Source organism: Nostoc sp. DedSLP03, from assembly GCF_034530815.1.
Classification (GTDB): Bacteria; Cyanobacteriota; Cyanobacteriia; order Cyanobacteriales; family Nostocaceae; genus Nostoc.
Genome location: NZ_JAVRCK010000005.1, coordinates 1 through 17,834, shown reverse-complemented (window position 1 = coordinate 17,834; position 17,834 = coordinate 1). Strand labels below are relative to the sequence as shown.

General features: G+C 39.8%; 18 protein-coding genes and 2 pseudogenes. 10 read left to right on the top strand and 10 right to left on the bottom strand.

From position 1 onward, the window contains the following. Positions 1-104 precede the first annotated feature (104 nt). Positions 105-1,058: an NAD(P)-dependent oxidoreductase gene (locus RM368_RS03725; protein ID WP_322692803.1), complete on the top strand. Its 954-nt coding sequence runs from the start codon at positions 105-107 to the stop codon at positions 1,056-1,058. A gap of 8 nt (positions 1,059-1,066) precedes the next feature. On the opposite strand, the gene RM368_RS03720 is transcribed toward RM368_RS03725, so the two are convergent. Continuing rightward, on the bottom strand, positions 1,067-1,783 hold the full coding sequence (locus tag RM368_RS03720) for a hypothetical protein (protein WP_322692802.1): 717 nt from the start codon (positions 1,781-1,783) through the stop codon (positions 1,067-1,069). A gap of 328 nt (positions 1,784-2,111) precedes the next feature. Here RM368_RS03720 and RM368_RS03715 point away from each other — a divergent pair, with 328 nt between their 5' ends. After that, on the top strand, positions 2,112-3,710 hold the full coding sequence (locus tag RM368_RS03715; protein WP_322692801.1) for a B12-binding domain-containing radical SAM protein: 1,599 nt from the start codon (positions 2,112-2,114) through the stop codon (positions 3,708-3,710). 214 nt (positions 3,711-3,924) lie between these two features. Here the strand turns inward: RM368_RS03715 and RM368_RS03710 are convergent, their stop codons facing one another. From RM368_RS03710 to RM368_RS03690, 5 genes are all read right to left on the bottom strand, one after another. Beyond that, the gene (locus RM368_RS03710) at positions 3,925-4,767 is read right to left on the bottom strand and encodes a 2-isopropylmalate synthase (RefSeq protein WP_322692800.1); all 843 of its coding nucleotides are present in this window, start codon (positions 4,765-4,767) and stop codon (positions 3,925-3,927) included. Between the two features lie 321 nt (positions 4,768-5,088). Beyond that, positions 5,089-7,149, bottom strand: a complete 2,061-nt coding sequence (locus tag RM368_RS03705) for a ribonuclease R family protein (protein ID WP_322692799.1) — start codon at positions 7,147-7,149, stop codon at positions 5,089-5,091. Between the two features lie 152 nt (positions 7,150-7,301). Continuing rightward, on the bottom strand, positions 7,302-7,517 hold the full coding sequence (rpsR, locus tag RM368_RS03700; RefSeq protein WP_012411240.1) for a 30S ribosomal protein S18: 216 nt from the start codon (positions 7,515-7,517) through the stop codon (positions 7,302-7,304). Positions 7,518-7,522: 5 nt separating this feature from the next. Further along, positions 7,523-7,717: a 50S ribosomal protein L33 gene (rpmG, locus tag RM368_RS03695; protein ID WP_229453431.1), complete on the bottom strand. Its 195-nt coding sequence runs from the start codon at positions 7,715-7,717 to the stop codon at positions 7,523-7,525. A 43-nt stretch (positions 7,718-7,760) separates the two neighbouring features. After that, positions 7,761-8,318, bottom strand: coding sequence for an RDD family protein (locus tag RM368_RS03690; protein ID WP_322692798.1), 558 nt, complete (start codon positions 8,316-8,318; stop codon positions 7,761-7,763). A 293-nt stretch (positions 8,319-8,611) separates the two neighbouring features. On the opposite strand from RM368_RS03690, the gene RM368_RS03685 reads away from it, so the two are divergent. Both RM368_RS03685 and glp read left to right on the top strand, forming a co-directional pair. After that, a complete protein-coding gene (locus RM368_RS03685) occupies positions 8,612-9,235 on the top strand; it encodes a PEP-CTERM sorting domain-containing protein (RefSeq protein ID WP_322692797.1) in 624 nt (207 codons plus the stop codon). A gap of 21 nt (positions 9,236-9,256) precedes the next feature. Beyond that, on the top strand, positions 9,257-10,540 hold the full coding sequence (gene glp, locus RM368_RS03680) for a gephyrin-like molybdotransferase Glp (protein WP_322692796.1): 1,284 nt from the start codon (positions 9,257-9,259) through the stop codon (positions 10,538-10,540). Between the two features lie 234 nt (positions 10,541-10,774). Here glp and RM368_RS03675 read toward each other — a convergent pair whose 3' ends face one another. Further along, entirely contained in the window at positions 10,775-12,007 is a 1,233-nt protein-coding gene (locus RM368_RS03675; RefSeq protein ID WP_322692795.1) for a cysteine desulfurase-like protein, read from the bottom strand. A gap of 655 nt (positions 12,008-12,662) precedes the next feature. On the opposite strand from RM368_RS03675, the gene RM368_RS03670 reads away from it, so the two are divergent. Together RM368_RS03670 and RM368_RS03665 are read left to right on the top strand one after the other, a co-directional pair. Then, on the top strand, positions 12,663-12,884 hold the full coding sequence (locus tag RM368_RS03670; protein WP_322692794.1) for a DUF4327 family protein: 222 nt from the start codon (positions 12,663-12,665) through the stop codon (positions 12,882-12,884). 370 nt (positions 12,885-13,254) lie between these two features. Beyond that, a pseudogene (locus RM368_RS03665) lies at positions 13,255-13,659 on the top strand (ISL3 family transposase); the annotation flags it as partial. Between the two features lie 75 nt (positions 13,660-13,734). Here RM368_RS03665 and RM368_RS03660 read toward each other — a convergent pair. After that, on the bottom strand, positions 13,735-13,974 hold the full coding sequence (locus RM368_RS03660) for a hypothetical protein (RefSeq protein WP_322692792.1): 240 nt from the start codon (positions 13,972-13,974) through the stop codon (positions 13,735-13,737). Between the two features lie 498 nt (positions 13,975-14,472). On the opposite strand from RM368_RS03660, the gene RM368_RS03655 reads away from it, so the two are divergent. From RM368_RS03655 to RM368_RS38685, 4 genes are all read left to right on the top strand, one after another. Beyond that, positions 14,473-14,934 carry a hypothetical protein gene (locus RM368_RS03655; RefSeq protein ID WP_322692791.1) on the top strand — a complete coding sequence of 154 codons (462 nt, stop codon included), beginning with the start codon at positions 14,473-14,475 and terminating at the stop codon, positions 14,932-14,934. Between the two features lie 191 nt (positions 14,935-15,125). Next, positions 15,126-15,272 carry a hypothetical protein gene (locus tag RM368_RS03650; RefSeq protein WP_322692790.1) on the top strand — a complete coding sequence of 49 codons (147 nt, stop codon included), beginning with the start codon at positions 15,126-15,128 and terminating at the stop codon, positions 15,270-15,272. Next, positions 15,269-15,574, top strand: a complete 306-nt coding sequence (locus tag RM368_RS03645; RefSeq protein ID WP_322692789.1) for a helix-turn-helix domain-containing protein — start codon at positions 15,269-15,271, stop codon at positions 15,572-15,574. The genes RM368_RS03650 and RM368_RS03645 overlap by 4 nt, the downstream gene beginning before the upstream one ends. A gap of 14 nt (positions 15,575-15,588) precedes the next feature. Continuing rightward, the gene (locus RM368_RS38685; RefSeq protein WP_416212209.1) at positions 15,589-15,768 is read left to right on the top strand and encodes a hypothetical protein; all 180 of its coding nucleotides are present in this window, start codon (positions 15,589-15,591) and stop codon (positions 15,766-15,768) included. Between the two features lie 32 nt (positions 15,769-15,800). Here the strand turns inward: RM368_RS38685 and RM368_RS03640 are convergent. After that, positions 15,801-16,591, bottom strand: a pseudogene (locus RM368_RS03640) (IS5 family transposase). Positions 16,592-16,842: 251 nt separating this feature from the next. Next, positions 16,843-17,646, bottom strand: a complete 804-nt coding sequence (locus RM368_RS03635) for a prohibitin family protein (RefSeq protein WP_322692788.1) — start codon at positions 17,644-17,646, stop codon at positions 16,843-16,845. Between the last annotated feature and the right edge of the window lie 188 nt (positions 17,647-17,834).

Here is a 17,834-nt window from a genome sequence, read left to right as displayed (position 1 = left end):
AAATTCAAAATCTAAAATTTTCAGAGTTATTCAGTTGCGATTCGGAACTTTTAACTTTATTCTTAATTCTTTAGTTTTAACTCCTAACGTTTTATAAATTCTCTATGAGCCAGAAACGGATTTTAGTGACTGGTGCAAGTGGTTGTGTAGGTCATTATTTAACAGAAACCTTAATTAAAGAAACAAATCACGAACTGTATCTATTAGTTAGGAACCCTAGCAAACTGCAAGTTGATACTAATGCTCGTTCAGGCATCAACGTTTTGCAAGGTGATATGCAAAATATTCGCCAATTTGCCGATTTGCTATCCACAATTGATACAGCCGTACTCACAGCCACAGCTTGGGGTGGCAAGCAAACATTTGATATTAATGTCGTCAAGACAATAGAGTTACTCGAACTGCTAGATCCACAACGTTGCCAGCAGGTAATTTATTTTTCGACAGCTAGCGTTTTGGATCGCTACAATCAACCATTAAAAGAAGCCGGGGAAATTGGGACAGATTATATCCGTTCTAAATATGAGTGCTTAGAGAAAAAAGAAAAATTAGCGATCGCACCCAAAATTACCACAGTATTTCCGACTGTAGTATTGGGCGGTGATGCGAATAAACCCTATTCTGCTGTCACATCTGGTATTACAGAAGTGACGAAATATATTAATTTGATTCGCTTTTTAGAAGCAGATGGCAGTTTTCACTTTATCCACGCACAAGATATTGCCACTGTCGTGCAATATTTGATCGATCGTCCTGCTAAAGATAATCAGTCACGTTGGCTGATTTTAGGTCAAGCACCGTTAACTGCTAATCAAGCAGTGAAACAAGTTTGTGCTTATCTGGGCAAAAAGATTTACTTTCGTATTCCTATATCTATAGCATTGGCTAATTTGATTATTGTTCTATTCCGCATTCGCATGGCCGCTTGGGATCGGTTTTGCATGAACTATCGGCATTTTACTTATGAAAAATTCATCAATCCTGATAGTTTCGACTTGCCAAATTATTGTGCAACCATGAGTGATGTTTTGAAAATTAGCGGTGTTAAACGTGTATGAAAAAATATCTATTGTTTGCTAATGATAGCGGTCATTTCTTGCGAAGATAAGCCGACACAAGCTGCCAGTTCTTCCAGTGTCAATCGTTCGCGTGTGTTTGCTTCTAACAAAGATGTTGCAGCTGCAACGTAATCAGGATTAGCAAGATGATTGACATTTTTAGGGAAATTTGCTTGGGAATAAAGGCTGGCAATGTCGGAGCTTCCAGTAAATTTTTGTATTTGATAAGTCGCAATTAAAGCTGCTTGACGGGCTTGGAGATAGGCAACATAATATTGCACGATAGCTAATCTTTTTTGCTGTCTAGCTTCCTTCCAACGAGCTTGCAAAACAGGAAGCTGCCCAAAAGTACTAATGAATTTAATCGGGTCAACTGTGACGGTTAAGGAAAAACTGTTTGAGCGCTCAGATGGGGAATCCGGTGATGTTGAGATCGTACTTAGAGCCGGAGATAATTCGATAGCTAAGACATCTCTAAAAGCATTCAATCCCATTGCAGCTTTTGTTTCCAGCACTTGGGCTGAGTTACGTTCAGCAATAGCTACTAATCGATCGATAATTTTGAGATCCTGCTGTGTAATCTCAGTTTGAAGGAGGTTACGTTGATTACTAGAACTAGACTTATCTTCGGATGCAACCACAGGAAATGTAGTACTGACAAATGTAACGGCAAGGAGAATCCTGAAACTTTGTGCAAAAGCTTTTGAGAGCCATTGTGCGATCATCTGATTGATTTATTCGGAAGCCTACACTTGTTTTCTAATTTGCTTCTGTTTTCACGATACAGCTAAATGACAATAATTCTTATATATGTGGGAGTCTTTTTAAGGAAATCCTAGTAAACTGTGGCGAAAGTTTACCTACCTTTAACCAGTTGCTCACAGCAACTTGTCTGGTTAATTGAGATGGTAGTTGGATTTATGCCGTGCTGTACTAGTCGCCCATTTGAGTTAAAAATATGAATGGTAAAATAAAACAACTTTAATAAAAAGTCAATAACTCTTTATTTTCGTTAGAGTGGGATAACAATCAAAGTGTGAGGATTGATACTACATGCGAATCTTGTTAGTGTATCCAATATTTCCCAAAACCTTTTGGTCTTATGAAAAAATCTTGGAGTTAGTCGATCGCAAGGTTTTATTACCACCTCTAGGTTTAGTAACAGTGGCGGCGATTCTCCCCCAAGAATGGGAATTCAAGCTGGTCGATCGCAACATCCGCCCTGCAACAGAAGCAGAATGGGCATGGGCAGATGTAGTAATTTTCTCTGCGATGATTGTCCAGAAACAAGATTTACTTGAGCAAATTCAGGAAGCAAAAAAACGTGGCAAGTTAGTCGCAGTTGGCGGCCCTTACCCCACTTCTGTACCTCACGAAGTTGAAAATGTTGGCGCGGATTTTCTGATTTTGGATGAAGGGGAAATCACTCTCCCTATGTTTATTGAGGCAATTCAACGGGGAGACACATCTGGCACTTTCCGCGCCACAGAAAAACCTGATGTCACCAGCACACCAATACCCCGCTTTGATTTATTAGAATTTAACGCTTATGACATGATGTCGGTGCAGTTTTCGCGCGGGTGTCCTTTCCAATGCGAATTTTGCGACATTATTGTTCTCTACGGGCGCAAACCGCGTACCAAAACCCCAGCGCAATTGTTAGCAGAGTTAGATTACCTCTATGAATTGGGTTGGCGGCGGGGTGTGTTCATGGTGGATGACAACTTTATTGGCAACAAACGAAATGTCAAATTGTTGCTGAAAGAGTTAAAAGTCTGGATGGCAGAACATAAGTATCCCTTCCGATTTGACACGGAAGCTTCAGTTGACTTGGCACAAGACCAAGAAATGTTGGAGTTGATGGTTGAGTGTGGTTTCTCGGCGGTGTTTTTGGGAATCGAAACGCCGGATGAGGATAGTTTGCAACTGACTAAGAAGTTTCAAAATACTCGCAGTTCTCTAACTGAGGCGGTGCAAACCATTATTAAAGCAGGATTGCGCCCAATGGCTGGGTTTATTATCGGGTTTGATGGCGAAAAAGCAGGTGCAGGCGATCGCATTGTCCGCTTTGCAGAACAAGCAGCAATTCCCTCAACTACTTTTGCCATGTTACAAGCGTTACCTAACACCGCGCTTTGGCATCGCCTGAAAAAGGAAGGAAGATTACGGGAAAATCAAGATGGAAACATCAATCAAACAACATTGATGAACTTCCTCCCCACCCGTCCTCTAGAAGAACTCGCCAGAGAATATATTGAGGCATTCTGTAGTTTGTACGACCCGATACAGTACTTAGATCGCACCTATCGCTGTTTCTTGATGATGGGTTTGCCGAGTTGGAAAGCACCCGCGAAAATGCCAGAGTGGGTAGTTGTGAAAGCCTTGTTACTTGTGATTTGGCGACAAGGAATCAAACGGGAAACCCGCTGGAAATTCTGGCATCATTTGTTCAGCATTCTCAAGCGTAACCCTGGAGTTTTTGAGCATTACCTCGCTGCTTGCGCCCATAACGAACATTTTCTAGAGTATCGCCAAATTGTCCGCGATCAAATTGAAAGCCAGCTAGCAGAATATCTGGCGCAGGGTGTAGAAAAACCCTATGTGCTAGTTAAGGAAAAAGCAGAGGAAAAAACTGAAGCCGCAGTTAGTTAAATGTAGTAACGGTTAATAGGTAAAAGTGAAAAAATTACTTATTAGCCGTTACCAAAACCAGTAGAGCAGAGGCAGTAGACCCAGGTAATGAAGTTGTCCAACCATCATCTCATGCTATGCCAGAAAAGCCGCGATCGTAGTAAAGACAAACATCAATAATTCTTAATTCAGTCAAGTGGTGCATTAGCCTTTGGCGTAACATACCGTATAAAAACTATTTTGCTTTTCCAATCCCAGTTATTTGAAAAATCAACTCTGTCGCTTTACTCATTAGCGAAGTGTCAATATCAAGTTGATAATTCCCTTCTTTTAAAACCTCTATCACAACTTGACTGAAATCTGCGTTACCTTTCCTCGCACCCAAACCATTAATTGCACATTCAATTTGCCTCACGCCGCAACTTAAAGCAATCAGTGAATTATCTACCGCCATGCCTAAATCATCATGACAGTGTACTGAAACTACAACTTCGTTAATATTGGGTACTCGATTAAAAATCATTTGCAGAAGTTGTGAAAACTCTTCTGGCGATGCCAAACCTAAACTATCAGGAATGCTAATAGTAGTAGCACCACTCTCGATTGCAGTTTCAATAGATTTACACAAAAAATCTGGCTCACTTCTAGGAGCATCAAAAGCGCTCCATTCTACATCATCACAGTAATTGCGTGCTAGAGAAACACTCTCTTTAATTATTGCTAATACTTCTTCTTGACTTAATTTAGATTGATTTTTCAGATTGACCGGAGTATAAGTGTGAATTCTACCTCTGATTGCTGGTTTAATTGCTTCAGCAAGAGTGATTATTTCATTTGAATTGGAACTAGCTAGCCCACAAATAGTAGAATTTTTAATTATTTGAGAAATATGAAAGACTTCATCAAAATCTTTTTGATAACTTCCTGGATAACCAACTTCAATAATATCGACTCCCATTTCTTCGAGCAATTGGGAGATAGTAATTTTTTGTTGTAAATTCATCTTTACACCAGGCGTCAATTCTCCATCACGCATGGTGGTATCAAAAATAATTACTTTGTGATTATTTTCTGACATATTGGCTAGAGATAGCGATCGCCTACATCAAATACAATCTTAAGGAATATCCTCACTTAAGAAAACTGTCTCTAAATCGCGATAACCACTGACAATACGTACAACTTCCACACCGCCATCAATAGGGCGATAAAATATTAAATTTATCCTTAACCAACTGCTCCAGTTCTGGGGTCAAAGATACATTCACAATTATTACCTCATTCCATTTACTCTATATAGTAACCGAAAACAATTGGAGCAAGGCTAAAAGAATTCGTAATTGATAATACTAGGCGATTATTACTAATGACAAATGACCAATGACAAATGACAAATTAGTTAATTCGCCGCTGTTTGGGCTTCCTGATAAATTATTTCTTGAAACTGGATCATATCTTTTTGGGGATCGGCATGGCTAACTTTCACTACTATTTGTTCGCCCAACTTCACAGAACGTTTGAAAGCCATTGGCAATTGCAAGCCCAAATCTTCTAACAAAATTAAGGCTAAGTTGCTGTCTTCTCGCAACCACATCAACACTGTCACATCCCAAGTTTCCTCTGGATGACGGCGTAAATACTCTAGAGCATAATATCTATTAGTTTGTCGTTCCACCATCGTCACCTCTTGGGTGATGCTGGTGACAGTCATCATCACTTCTTTAAGTTGATCTGCGGAAAATGGCAGAACTTCACCCCGCAAATGAGCTTTAATTTGAAAGTGGGTAAGTAAGTCACTGTAGCGGCGGATGGGAGAGGTTGCTTGGGTGTAAGTATCCAAGCCCAAACCAGCATGGCGCAAAGGCGTAATGCTCATTTCACTCTTGGGCATACAGCGACGCATGGCGCAAGCGCGAACGAATCCGGCTGGAAGTAGCAGTAATTCCTCATCTGGAGGTAATTCTGGTTGCGGTTGACCGCGAAAGGGCAAAGGTATGTTATGAGTTTTACCATAACGAGCCGCAACTTCACCGGCAACAATCATCATTTCTGCTACCAGTTGCCGCGATGGGGAATCGTCCAAAATATCAATGTGGATTTCCTCGCCTTTGACTTTGATCGCCGCTTCGGGCATGGTGATGCTAATTGCCCCTTGAGCGTAACGCCAAGCTTTGCGCCGCTGTGCCCAAGTGGCGATCGCAGCAATTTCCGGTTCTGCTTGCACCCGCAATTGCAACATTTCATCTACATCTTCGTAGGTGAGGCGATAAGTCGGCTTAATCAAGCTGGTATGAATGCTGTAATCTTCTACTACTCCACTTGTCCCTAAAATAATCCCGAAACTGAGGGCGCAACAAACCTTTCCCTGGATCAGACTCATTGGCCCAGTTGCCAAAACTTCCGGGAACATGGGAATCATTCCCGTAGGTAAATAGACTGTACTACCGCGCTTTCTGGCTTCCAAATCTAATTCATCTTCCGGCACTAACCATCTAGTAGGATCGGCAATATGCACCCACAAGCGTTCTTGTCCATCGGGTAGTACTTCCCAACTTAGACCATCGTCGATCTCTGTGGTAGTTTCATCATCAATGGTGTAAACCTTCAGGTGAGTCAGATCAAGGCGGTTTGTATCTGAGTCAATCGGCGGGAAATCCAAACGCTGTTGCGCCACTTCTAATACCTTATGAGGAAATTGGATCGGAATTGAAGAACGCCGCAGGAACAAGTTTTCATTAGGACTCCAGCAACCCAAATCTACCAATAGTTGAAAGGCTCCTTGGGGTGTTGTGGGTCGTCCCAGCATGGTCATAGTTTCTAATACTGGAGCGCTGGGCGGATAAGCGCGAGCCAAGGAGTCATAGTTAACCCCCGTCCGCACCGTGTCAGCTATTAGCGCCGCGTATTTTTCTAGTCCTTCTAAGCGCTGGCGATCGTGGCGCTGCCACTCTACTGCTTCACCTTTGAGTGCCTGCTCAACACGAGCTAAAAATTCCTGCTGTCCTTTAGCTTTTAGTGCCTCTACTTCCAGTTGGTGCTTGCGTTCTGCCACTTGAGCAGCAGTTCTTGGCTCGTAAGCGTCTCCTTTTTGCTTGAAATAAAGTTTGTCATCTGATAACAAGCAATAGGCGGCGTAACAAGCAGGCGCGGCTGATTCTGAAAATAGCAGATTCGCCATTTGGTCAGGGGTAACTGTTTCGCCATCTTCAACCAGTAATTCCCAAGCCACTTCTAAACTAGATGGGTCTAAATAAGGCTCGATCTGCTCCAAAAAGCTGGCAATTTCAGAAGCCTTGTAAGTCTCTTTGGTAACTGTATAGGTTATTTGTCTAGGCGCGAGGCTGTGGGATTGACCGCGTTCGTCTACCACAAACCAGCGGGTTTTACCGTCTGGACGTTCTACGATGCCCAGACGGCGATCGCCTTGAACCCTAAATTCAACTAGCGTCCCCTTCTCCACAACTCTCGCACTCTAATTTGGTGAACAGTTTAAATAGTTAGGAGTGAGCAGTTAAGAGTGAGCAGTGAGGAGTAAGGAGTGAAAAGTTAATTGATAACTCATAACTCATAACTCATAACTCATAACTCATAACTTCTGACTCATCACTCTTTTTAGCCTTCCGCATTGATAAATGGCAACAAAGCCACAATCCGCGAACGTTTAATTGCTAATGTCAACTCTCGCTGTTGCTGAGATGTCAGCCCAGTAATCCGACGTGGCAGTATCTTTCCCCGCTCGGTGACAAACTTACGCAATAAATCAACATCTTTATAATCGATTGGTTCTCCTGGCTTGATCGGAGAAAGGCGACGACGGAAATAACTCATCTTTTTTACTTAATTTCCTTGTGAACGGTATGTTTGTTGCAGTGTGTGCAGAACTTTTTCAGTTCTAGCCTGTTAGTGGTATTGCGGCGATTCTTGGTACTGGTATAACGTGAAACACCAGCAGAACGCTTATCTAGATTTGTCCGACACTCAGTACACTCTAGTGTGATAATAATCCGGACACCTTTACTCTTAGCCATAATCTTACAAACAGTGAAGCCTGAAGAGAATTAACACAAATGACTATCTTCTCACATTCCGCCGTATATTTTCAACTAATCTTTTAATTTTTATATCGAGCGAGTAGCCACGACGCGACGAAACGATGAAAGTTCCACAATAGCGATCGTGTAAAGCCTGCCGCATCTGGGTATCAGAGAAAGCAGTCCCACAATCAATTGCTAGGGGAATTACTAGCAGTATAGCAGTGGGATTGGCTCTAATATTGCTCAGGGCAATTGACACTAACAAAGCACCCAAACCGATAATCGCCTCTCGCTTTACTAGTGAGAGCAAATCGGGAATTCTGCCCACTACTTCCCCATCTTCGACTTCCAACACTTTTAAATCGAACGCCCAACGCCCTAAACTTTGCCCTTGATTGTTGTATACCACCACTACCCGCAAAACCAGCCAAAGTATTACAAAAACTAAGATTTCAAGAAATTGAATCCCGATATCGCTGCCTCCCAGTAGGGAACTGACTAACCAGACACCAAGAAAATCAAGTCCCAATGCCATACCTCGCCGCCCAATCTCAGCTTTGGGATAGTGTTTTTGGGGAAGTCGTTCGATAGTCATACAAAATAAGTATTTTATTTAGGGGTTGGGAAATAGCGATCGCTCCTGCTTTTAATATTAAGATGATGACTTGGCTAGTTGCTGCGCTGTAAAGGAACAAAAATTTGCACACTACCAACTGCACGACTCAAAAATAAGAGCGAATACTTAGGTAATTTTTGATACTTATGTCTACTTGGTTAACATCTCATAGAGTAGCCGCTACACGTCATGGATGCAACATACAGTAGGGTTGTACATCTATATTGTATTGTTGTAGAAACTTCATTTTAATTAATTTGGAAGTTATATCTATGACATATCTGTTTACTAAAACAGCTATTAGTCTGATGACGACTACTTTAGCGTTAGCGATCGCTATAACCACCAACAACCAGGCTCATGCTGCTGAGTTCAACTTTAATTGGAAAGGAGACACAGGTTATTCAGCGAAAGGTTCATTTAACTACGATACATCAACTGCTCCCAGCGTCATTTCTGAAGCTGGTTTGGGAGCTACGAAGAACTTGCAATCTCTCTCAATTTCCTTCTTCGATCCCTTGAGTAATCTGATAAATAGTTTCACTCCAGTACTTAGTGGGATATCTTACTACGGCTATTTGAGATTCAACTTTGATAGCACTACCGAGCAAATATTTGGCCCCTTTGATGTTGGCAAGGATGATGAGTTTCCTGGCGACACATGGCTTAATAATAATCTCGCACTCATAGATGAAGGTTTTAGTGATGAGGTTCTAGTGAAACAATTTGGTTTTAACAATAGAGATGCAGCAGGCACAAAGCAAATCCTAGATTTAAGCAACAATTCGGTTCAGGTATCCAAAGTTCCCGAAGGAAGCATAATTATCGGTTTACTAGCAGTGTGTAGCTTGGGATTTACCGCTTATAGAAATCTAGACAAAGCTACCCAAGAATAAAAAAAGTCGGAGGCGATCGCTATGTTATCAGTCAGCGATGCACAAGCAATTATTTTAAATTTGGTGCAGCCGTTGGATCGTCAACGGGATACAGAAGTTGTAGATTTATTGACAGCAGATAGTCGCATTTTGGCAACTCCTGTCACCAGTCCGTTAGATTTTCCCCATTGGGATAATTCGGCAATGGATGGCTACGCAGTTCGCTACGAAGATGTACAGCACTCCAGCACCGAACAACCAACCGTTTTAGAAATTGTTGAGGAAATTCCGGCTGGGTATCAGCCCAAATCTACGATTCAACCAGGGCAAGCCGCACGAATTTTTACAGGTGCGGTAATCCCAACAGGTGCGGATACTGTAGTTATGCAAGAGAAAACACGCCGCGAGGAAAACCGCGTATTTATTCTAGCTGCATCAAAACCGCAAGAATTTGTCAGACACAAAGCATCTTTTTATCAAGCTGGAACACAACTATTACCAGCAGGAATTAAGTTAAATGCCTCAGAAATTGCCGTATTGGCAGCAGCACAGTGTCCGCAATTAAGTGTTTACCGCCGTCCCCGTGTGGCAATTTTTTCCACTGGTGATGAGTTGGTGACAGCTGATAAACCGTTGCAATCGGGGCAAATTGTGGATTCTAATCAGTATGCACTGGCAGCTTTGGTGAGACAAAGTGGCGCAGAACCGTTAATATTAGGCATTGTTAAGGACGATCCAGTTGCTCTGGAGAAAGTTATTACCCATGCCATTGCGATCGCTGATATAGTTCTCTCTTCTGGTGGCGTATCTGTGGGAGATTATGACTATATCGACAAAATTCTAGAGTCACTAAAAGCAAAAATCCACATTCGGGCTGTACAGATAAGTCCAGGAAAACCCCTGACTGTCGCAACTTTCCCCAGTAGAGACGCGATTAATCCTACAGACGCGATTAATCGCGTCTCTACAAACTCAGCACTATACTTTGGTTTACCAGGAAACCCTGCTGCTGTGTTGGTGACATTTTGGCGATTTGTGCTACCAGCAATCAAGAAACTTTCGGGAATTACTGAAGGTTGGGAACCAGCATTTTTGAAAGTGCGATCGCATGATGAATTGCGATCGAATGGCAAACGTGAAACTTACCTTTGGGGTAAATTGCATTTAATTGATGGAGTTTATGAATTTCACAAAGCTGGTGGTAGTCACAGTTCCGGCAATTTAATTAATTTAGCTCAAACCAATGCCTTAGCTGTTCTCCCAGTAGGTCAAACATTAATTTCGCCACAAGAAGAAGTGCAAGTTTTGCAGCTTAGTAATTCGTAATTCGTAATTCGTAATTCGTAATTAAAAACAGTTGCATAAAGGGATTTAAACACTATGTGAAAGAAAACCACGTATAGACAAGTGCGTAGCATCTTTGTAAGAGAGGCAGAATTCAACTTCAATTGCTTGGCTTTAAGACAAGTAGGGAGAGCAGGAGATGAAAAAAAGGTTTAACCCAAGCATCTTGAATTAAACCCAATAATTACGAATTACGAATTACGAATTACGAATTAGTTAAAATATCTGCTCAAAAGCCTCAATCAAGCTGTTAACTTCCTCAAGGGTGTTGTAATGCACCATACTTACCCGGACTATTCCACCTTGAGACGCTAACCCCAAGTATTCAATCAGCCGTTTAGCATAAAAGTCGCCATAGCGAATCCCAATATAATGTTGGTCAACTTTTGCGGGAATGGTTGAGCTATTTATTCCATCGACGACAAAAGATATAGTTGGTACACGGAATTTTCGGTCAGCCTTTGATTGACCAATCACTCGCACATTCGGCTTACTGTTGAGGTAATTTAAGAGGCGATCGCTAATATGTTCTTCATGTATGGTAATTAAATCAAATGCTTGCACCATTTGATTTCTCAAATCAGGTGCAGTTTCATTCCCATAGTGCAGTTGTGCTAATTCACTTAAATAATCACATAAACCTAACATTCCATAACTTAATTCAAAATTGACATTCCCTAATTGAAATTTATAAGGTATATCTGTCTGGTCAATAAAATAATGGTTCAGACCAGGCAATCTTAATAAATGTTCTTCTTTACCATAAAGTAAGGCATGGTGCGGTCCATAGACTTTATAAAAACTCAAAGTATAAAAATCAACATCTAAATCTTGGACATCAACTAATCTGTGAGGTGCATAAGCTACACCATCTACACAAATCATAGCGTTGCGATCGTGTACGAATGCAGCAATTTCTTTGATCGGGTTGATGGTTCCCAAAACATTAGAAGCATGAGTCAAGGCCACCAGTTTGGTGCTATGACTCATCAATGGTTCTAAATCTGCTAAATGAAGTTCTAAAGTATCTGGGCGAACTTTCCACACTTTAACCTTTATTCCTTGTTTTTCAAGAGCGACCCAAGCACCAATATTAGCCTCATGGTCACAATTAGTAACAATAACTTCATCACCAGGCGTGAAGGTTTTACCCAGACAAATTGAAAGAATTTTCAACATCATTGTAGTCGATGGCCCCATGACTACTTCTTTATAAGAATTGGCATTAATGAAAGTAGCCATTTCCCTAGTTGCTAAAGCCAATCGTTCTCCAGCCAGTTGAGAGATTCCATAAGAAGCTCCCAACTGGACATCAGAACTTAGGAGAAATTCGCTAATTCTATCTACTACTTTTTTCAAGGTTTGTGACCCACCAGCATTATCAAAAAAAGTCCATTCACCAGCTAGAGCCGGAAAATATTGACGAACTTTATCAAGATTCAGGAGCATAATATAAGTTTTCTAGAGAATGTTCTTTACCCTAGCCTACCTTCTGACAAGTCGCCCAGAGAACACCTACAGACTTCTTGCATAAATCAAAAATAAAGAACCCCACCCCGCATTTGAGTAAAGCAAACGCTCCCCTATGCTTTGAGAAGAAGTTGGGGGTGAGGTGTTAGAGATTTTTGCAAGAGACTCCACTTGCTTTCATAACAGGAAGGTTAAGAGCGAACAAGTCAGTCGGGACGACCAACGTAGTAACAACCCTTAATAAATGGGAGAGTGGTTGGGTCTTTGTGTATCTCATGTTAGCGTAGCCTCTGCCTCCAACACACTGTTCGCGATCGCGCGAGAAGTTGAAATCTTCTGTATTTAACTTCCAGCAACTATTAATGTCTTGATTCTTCACAATTCTCGCCAATTTTATTTGATAAGTTTAAGGGAGAGTCAAAGCAACTATTGTTTTGAGTCTTAAGTAGAGCGGCGTGAATAATTCAAGGTTTGTAGTGTTCGCAAAGTGTCTCGCAGAGAGGGCTTCAGCCCTCAAAAAAGGACTAAAGTCCTCACTAAAAACTAATTTCCAGATTTTTTACATTACTTAATCTAGTTTGATTTATTCTTACTGACTTACTTAATTCCTTGATTGAAAATAAAGGAACGACGTATGAATACTATGGTAAAATATGACATTCAAGTTATCAAAGGAGAAGCACTTCAACTTGTTAAAAAGAGACTTATTAACCGTCAACAGCCAATTTATACCCTTTGTAAATATATTCCTGTTCGTGACTGGATTAATTTTGAACTAGAGTTAGAAAAAAATGAATTTCTACTCAGAGATAGAATTATCGATTTACTGAATCACGAATCTTGGGAAGATGATTGAGGCTGCATAAGGCTAAACCCTATTAGCTGCATCCCATAAAATCAAAATTACAAATTCATTTTTCAACATTAAAAACTCTCGAATTAATCGGGGGCTATAAGCAAGAGATTATTAAAGTAAGCAATAAATCTTGATAAATAGCTTTGGTTTGAAAAGATAAGAGAACCATTGCTAGCGTAATAATTCTCTGTTAAATATGTTGGCACAATAAAAACAAGCTGTGTGAAGAAAAATAAACAAGGTTAAAACCTTTTTTCTACCTTCTTTATCTCAACAATAATTATTTACATCGAGCTAAGGTGTACACGCAAGTTTTTGAGAGTAGGCAGAAAAAACTAATTGTCAATCAGATAAACAGCAGATGTTATCGGGCTTAAAGAAGAGTAAATATGCATTACTCAACAATGAAGATAACTTGACTGAAGAACAAAAAGATAAATTAGAGCAAGTTAAACAAGTCTCTCCCACTCTTGGAAAGATGCATCAGCTAAAAGAAGAGTTAAGAATGATTTTTCAATCATCCATTGATTGGCTAGCAGCTTTATTTGAACTGGCCAATTGGTTGGTTTCAGCTAGGCAATATTATCCCGAAAGTCAGAACACGATGTTGCGGTGGTTTGATGAGATAATTGCCTATTTTGACCACAGGACGACCAATGGGATGGTAGAAGGTATTAATAATAAATTGAAGTTGATTAAAAGGTCTGCTTTTGGCTTTAGTAATTTTGATAATTTCAAAATTAGAAGTTTGCTTAACTGGCATTTTAACTATTAACTTAGCATATTTATTACTGAAGAACCATTTTTCTGAACTATTACGAACCTTGTTGTAAAATGTCATTAATTGAACTTATACTCTGTTTATTAAGTCTGTCATATAAGTTCTTAATAAATCCAAATTTACTGCTGAAAAATTGAGTAGCCCACAAGAATATAATAGGCTTGAAATACCAATAAATAAAGCTAATATTCTCCCAAAACAACCAGGATTTATTTCAATAAAAGCTAATTTAGATTCACCTATTACAGCAATCGTTATAAAAACAATTCCTACTATTAAAAAAGTGCTGTTTGGAGTGAAATCTGTCATTTTTAGATTAAAATATCTCAACACTTTTATTGTAGCTATTATTAGTCAAAAGTTCTGCTTCTGCTATATGCAAAAACATAAAAATTTTGCAACTTAACATTCACACCAACTTAATAAGCCTCTGGCTATTGCAGTATTAGTATTGTAACTTATAGTGTGCTATAATCCATAAAGATATATATTTTGATTTAAAAACTTATTGAGCAATAAATAGAGTTGATTGTCTCAATTGTGTATCAATTTTTCTATCTTACTCAGATATTCAAGGAAAAACCTAGATTCTGCAAGAAGCGAACTAACTGATGTGTCTCTAGCAGAAATTCAGATATCGTGAAGTGGCAGTTTATTTAAACTCAATTTTGCTCTTGACGATTTTGCTGAAACTATGCAGTGTAAAACTTTCAGCATCAAAAAACCAAAATATCATAACTCCTGTACTAGACGTTGATTTAGTTTATATATTAAACTACTTTAAGACGATAGGAATAGTGGTTTTTTATGGAAAGCGTTCAAAGCGTTAGTCAAAAGATGGATGGAACAAGAGACACAGCACTAGAGCAATTACAAAAGTCTACTCCAGCAGAGTTCAAAAAAGACATTTTCAAAAAACTTAGAGGTGGATTTTTTATAGTAGTAGGATATTTACTATCACCATTATGTTGGTGGAATGACCTACTATTCAATCTGCCAATAGCTTATGCTTTTGGGTATGTATGTAGTTTTCTTTCTTCAAAATTGCTTCTACCTTGTTCAATTATCGGATACTGGCTCTCTAACATTGTGGGAATTCTCTTGATGCAATTCGGTGCTAAGGACATTTTTCAAAAAGAACCTCAAGAACATAACCTCAAAAAAGAATTGCTCACAGGTTTAATTTCTTCAACACTTTATACCCTGTTGATTATACTATTGCTCCAGTTGAAAATTCTTGATTTTCCAATTTTATTCTCCAACAGTTAATTTAGTTTATCACCTTTATACAATTGATAGTATGGGCGCACTTCTATACGTCCATACTATATCTATAGCAATTCGATTTACTTTCTGAATTTATTTGACAACTTGTTGTTGGTCTCTTATACCAATTCTATGTGAAGCTGCATAGAACCGTAAAATAGAGAGCAGGAAAGAATCAAGACTAGAGGTAAACGATGGCACGCCCCTTAAATCTAGAAATAAGCGAGAGTACAGAGTATTTGTCCAAAAGCCTGAAAAATGCTGGCACTGCGATCGAGAAAGAACGCTTACAAATGATTTGGTGGCTAAAAACAGGACAAGTTACACAGCATATGTTTTGAGCCGCATATTGGGTAGAGATGGCTCAACCGTCACACGATGGTTGCAAAAGTATCGACAAGGGGGATTGGCAAAGTTACTGGAGGTCAACGTCGCACCTGGAGCAATGCCAAAGATTCAAGCAGAGGTCTTGTCTCAGCTCAAGGAGAAACTGCAATGTCCGCAGGGATTTAGCAGCTATAGGCAGATCGTTGAATGGCTAGAGAAGGAATTTAATATGCAAGTCAAATATAAAACGGTTTACCGTTGGGTACGCTATAAACTCTTATCCCAATATTTCAGCCTGCTCATAGCCCTCAACTGAATCCTATTGAACGATTGTGGCAGCATATTAAACGTCAATGGAAGGGTGAAAATTTCTCTTGTTTGCAGCAGCTGCGTTACTGGGTTCAATTGGAATTGGCTCAAATGTCTTCTGAATTGATCTCGTCTTTGACTAGTTATGATTTCATCCTCGAAGCTCTATTTCATGAAGCTTTATTCTATGCAGCTTCTTAGAGGATGTTTTAAAAGTCAAAATCAGTTAAAAATCATGCCAGTCGTCTGACCATAATACGAATCATGGCAATATAGATGAATGTCTCTGAAGTTTCGGTTAATCTTTCATAATCCTTACTTAAACGGCGACACCAATTAAGCAAGCCTTAAGTGCGCTCAACAACCCAGCGCTTTGGTAAATGTACAAAACCTTTTTTCTCCAATGGTCGAAGAACAATTTCTACAATCCACCGAAACATATCCATCACCCACCGCATAAATTCTTCGCCTCGGTATCCTCCGTCCATCCAAATGATATTTAACCGTTTGACGTGAGTGCCTGTATCATGGACTCGCTTGAGGACTTTTTTCGCACCTTCACGTTCTGGAACACTTGCAGACGTTACCAAGACCCGCAAAACTAGCCCTAGCAAATCCACACTTAGATGTCGTTTGCGCCTATGTATCTTTTTACCTGCGTCATAACCTACATCTATGGAAATCATCGTTGCTGTTTCTACTGATTGACTATCAACTGCTGCTTCTGATGGACTTTTGTCACGCCCTGCATCTACTCTCACCCATTGATAGAGTTGGTCGTGAACCTTCAACCATGTGCCATCTTTGCTCCATCTCCAAAAATAACCATAAACCGTTGACCATACGGGAAAATCCCCGGCAACCCTCGCCATGTACACCCTTCACACAAAACATAGAGAATTGCATTTACTATCGCAAATAATGCTAATTTTCGGGGACGACCCCCTGGTTTTGCTTCTGGGAAGAGATTCGCAATTAATTCCCATTGTTCCCATGTCAGATTGCTACGGTATGCTTTAGTCATTCGCTCATAAGGTGCTGTTTTCTACAAATTTCAGCATACGCCTTGTGAGCTTTCTTACAATACCCCCTACTTTTAAAACATCCTCTTAGAGAATTGGTATTAGATCTTACTATTAGATAATTTCCCTATCTCCAAATTTAATATTTTTGATTTACGAAGATTAATACTGATTGAATCAAAAAGGTAAGTCAGGCATTTGATGTTTTTGAGTCTCAGGATGGAGAGAAATCAGCAAACAAAAAGAGCAATTTTCAATCAAATTTTAAAAAATCACTTAAATTCAACAATTTTGGAGCCTCCTTACTTACAATTAATGGCAGCTTCCCATTCCATTTTTCTATTGCTTGCCTTTGCAGAATTTCTGGAGTTAAACCATTACGTAATAATCTGTGCATCTCAGCTTCTCCTTTGGCTAAATTAACTTTTGCTTCAGCCTCTTTTGTTGCTTTCAGTGCTATGAACTCTGCTCGTTTTGCTTCTTGTTCAGCAATCTGCTTTGCCTCTACTGCCTCACCAAACCGTTCAGAAAAATGGACATGAACTAGAGAAATATCATCAACTGCAACGTGATAGCTACCCAGTCGTGTAGCCAATGCATTATCTACTCCACTTTTTATTTCTCCTCGTTTAGTAATAATTTCTTCGGCAGTATATTTTGCTATTACTGCTTTTAGCACTTCTTCAACAGCTGGGTTAATAATCCGAATAACTACATTTTGCTCATCTCCAATTTCTTGAAAAATGGCATTTGCTTCCTGGGGAATAATATGCCAATTGAGAGCTATATCAGCGAAAACATTTTGTAAATCTTTGGAAGAAGCCTCAGTGGAAATTTCCTGTTTTTGGACTCTAATACTCAACTTTGTCACAGTATTGACTATAGGAATAATTAAGTGAAGTCCTTCTCCTAATATCTGGTTTTGTACTTCACCAAATTTCATTAATACACCACGTTCTCCTGCATTTACAATCACACAAGGTGTCAGGAACAGAGTTATCAGGAACAAAAGAGCGGTCAGTTTACCTGCACTGTTGAAATTTGTAAATTTTATCATCTGTGTGAACCATGTATGCATCTTGTATAGAGACACATATTTTAGGAGCTATAGGCTTCTTTCCGTCATGATTTTAGCTCGACTTTATGCAAAAAAATTAACATATTCCAGACAATATGAGTGTATCTATCATAAAAGCCCCAGGCGGGATGAGCTTGGGGCTTAAAGTTAGAATTATAAAACCTGGC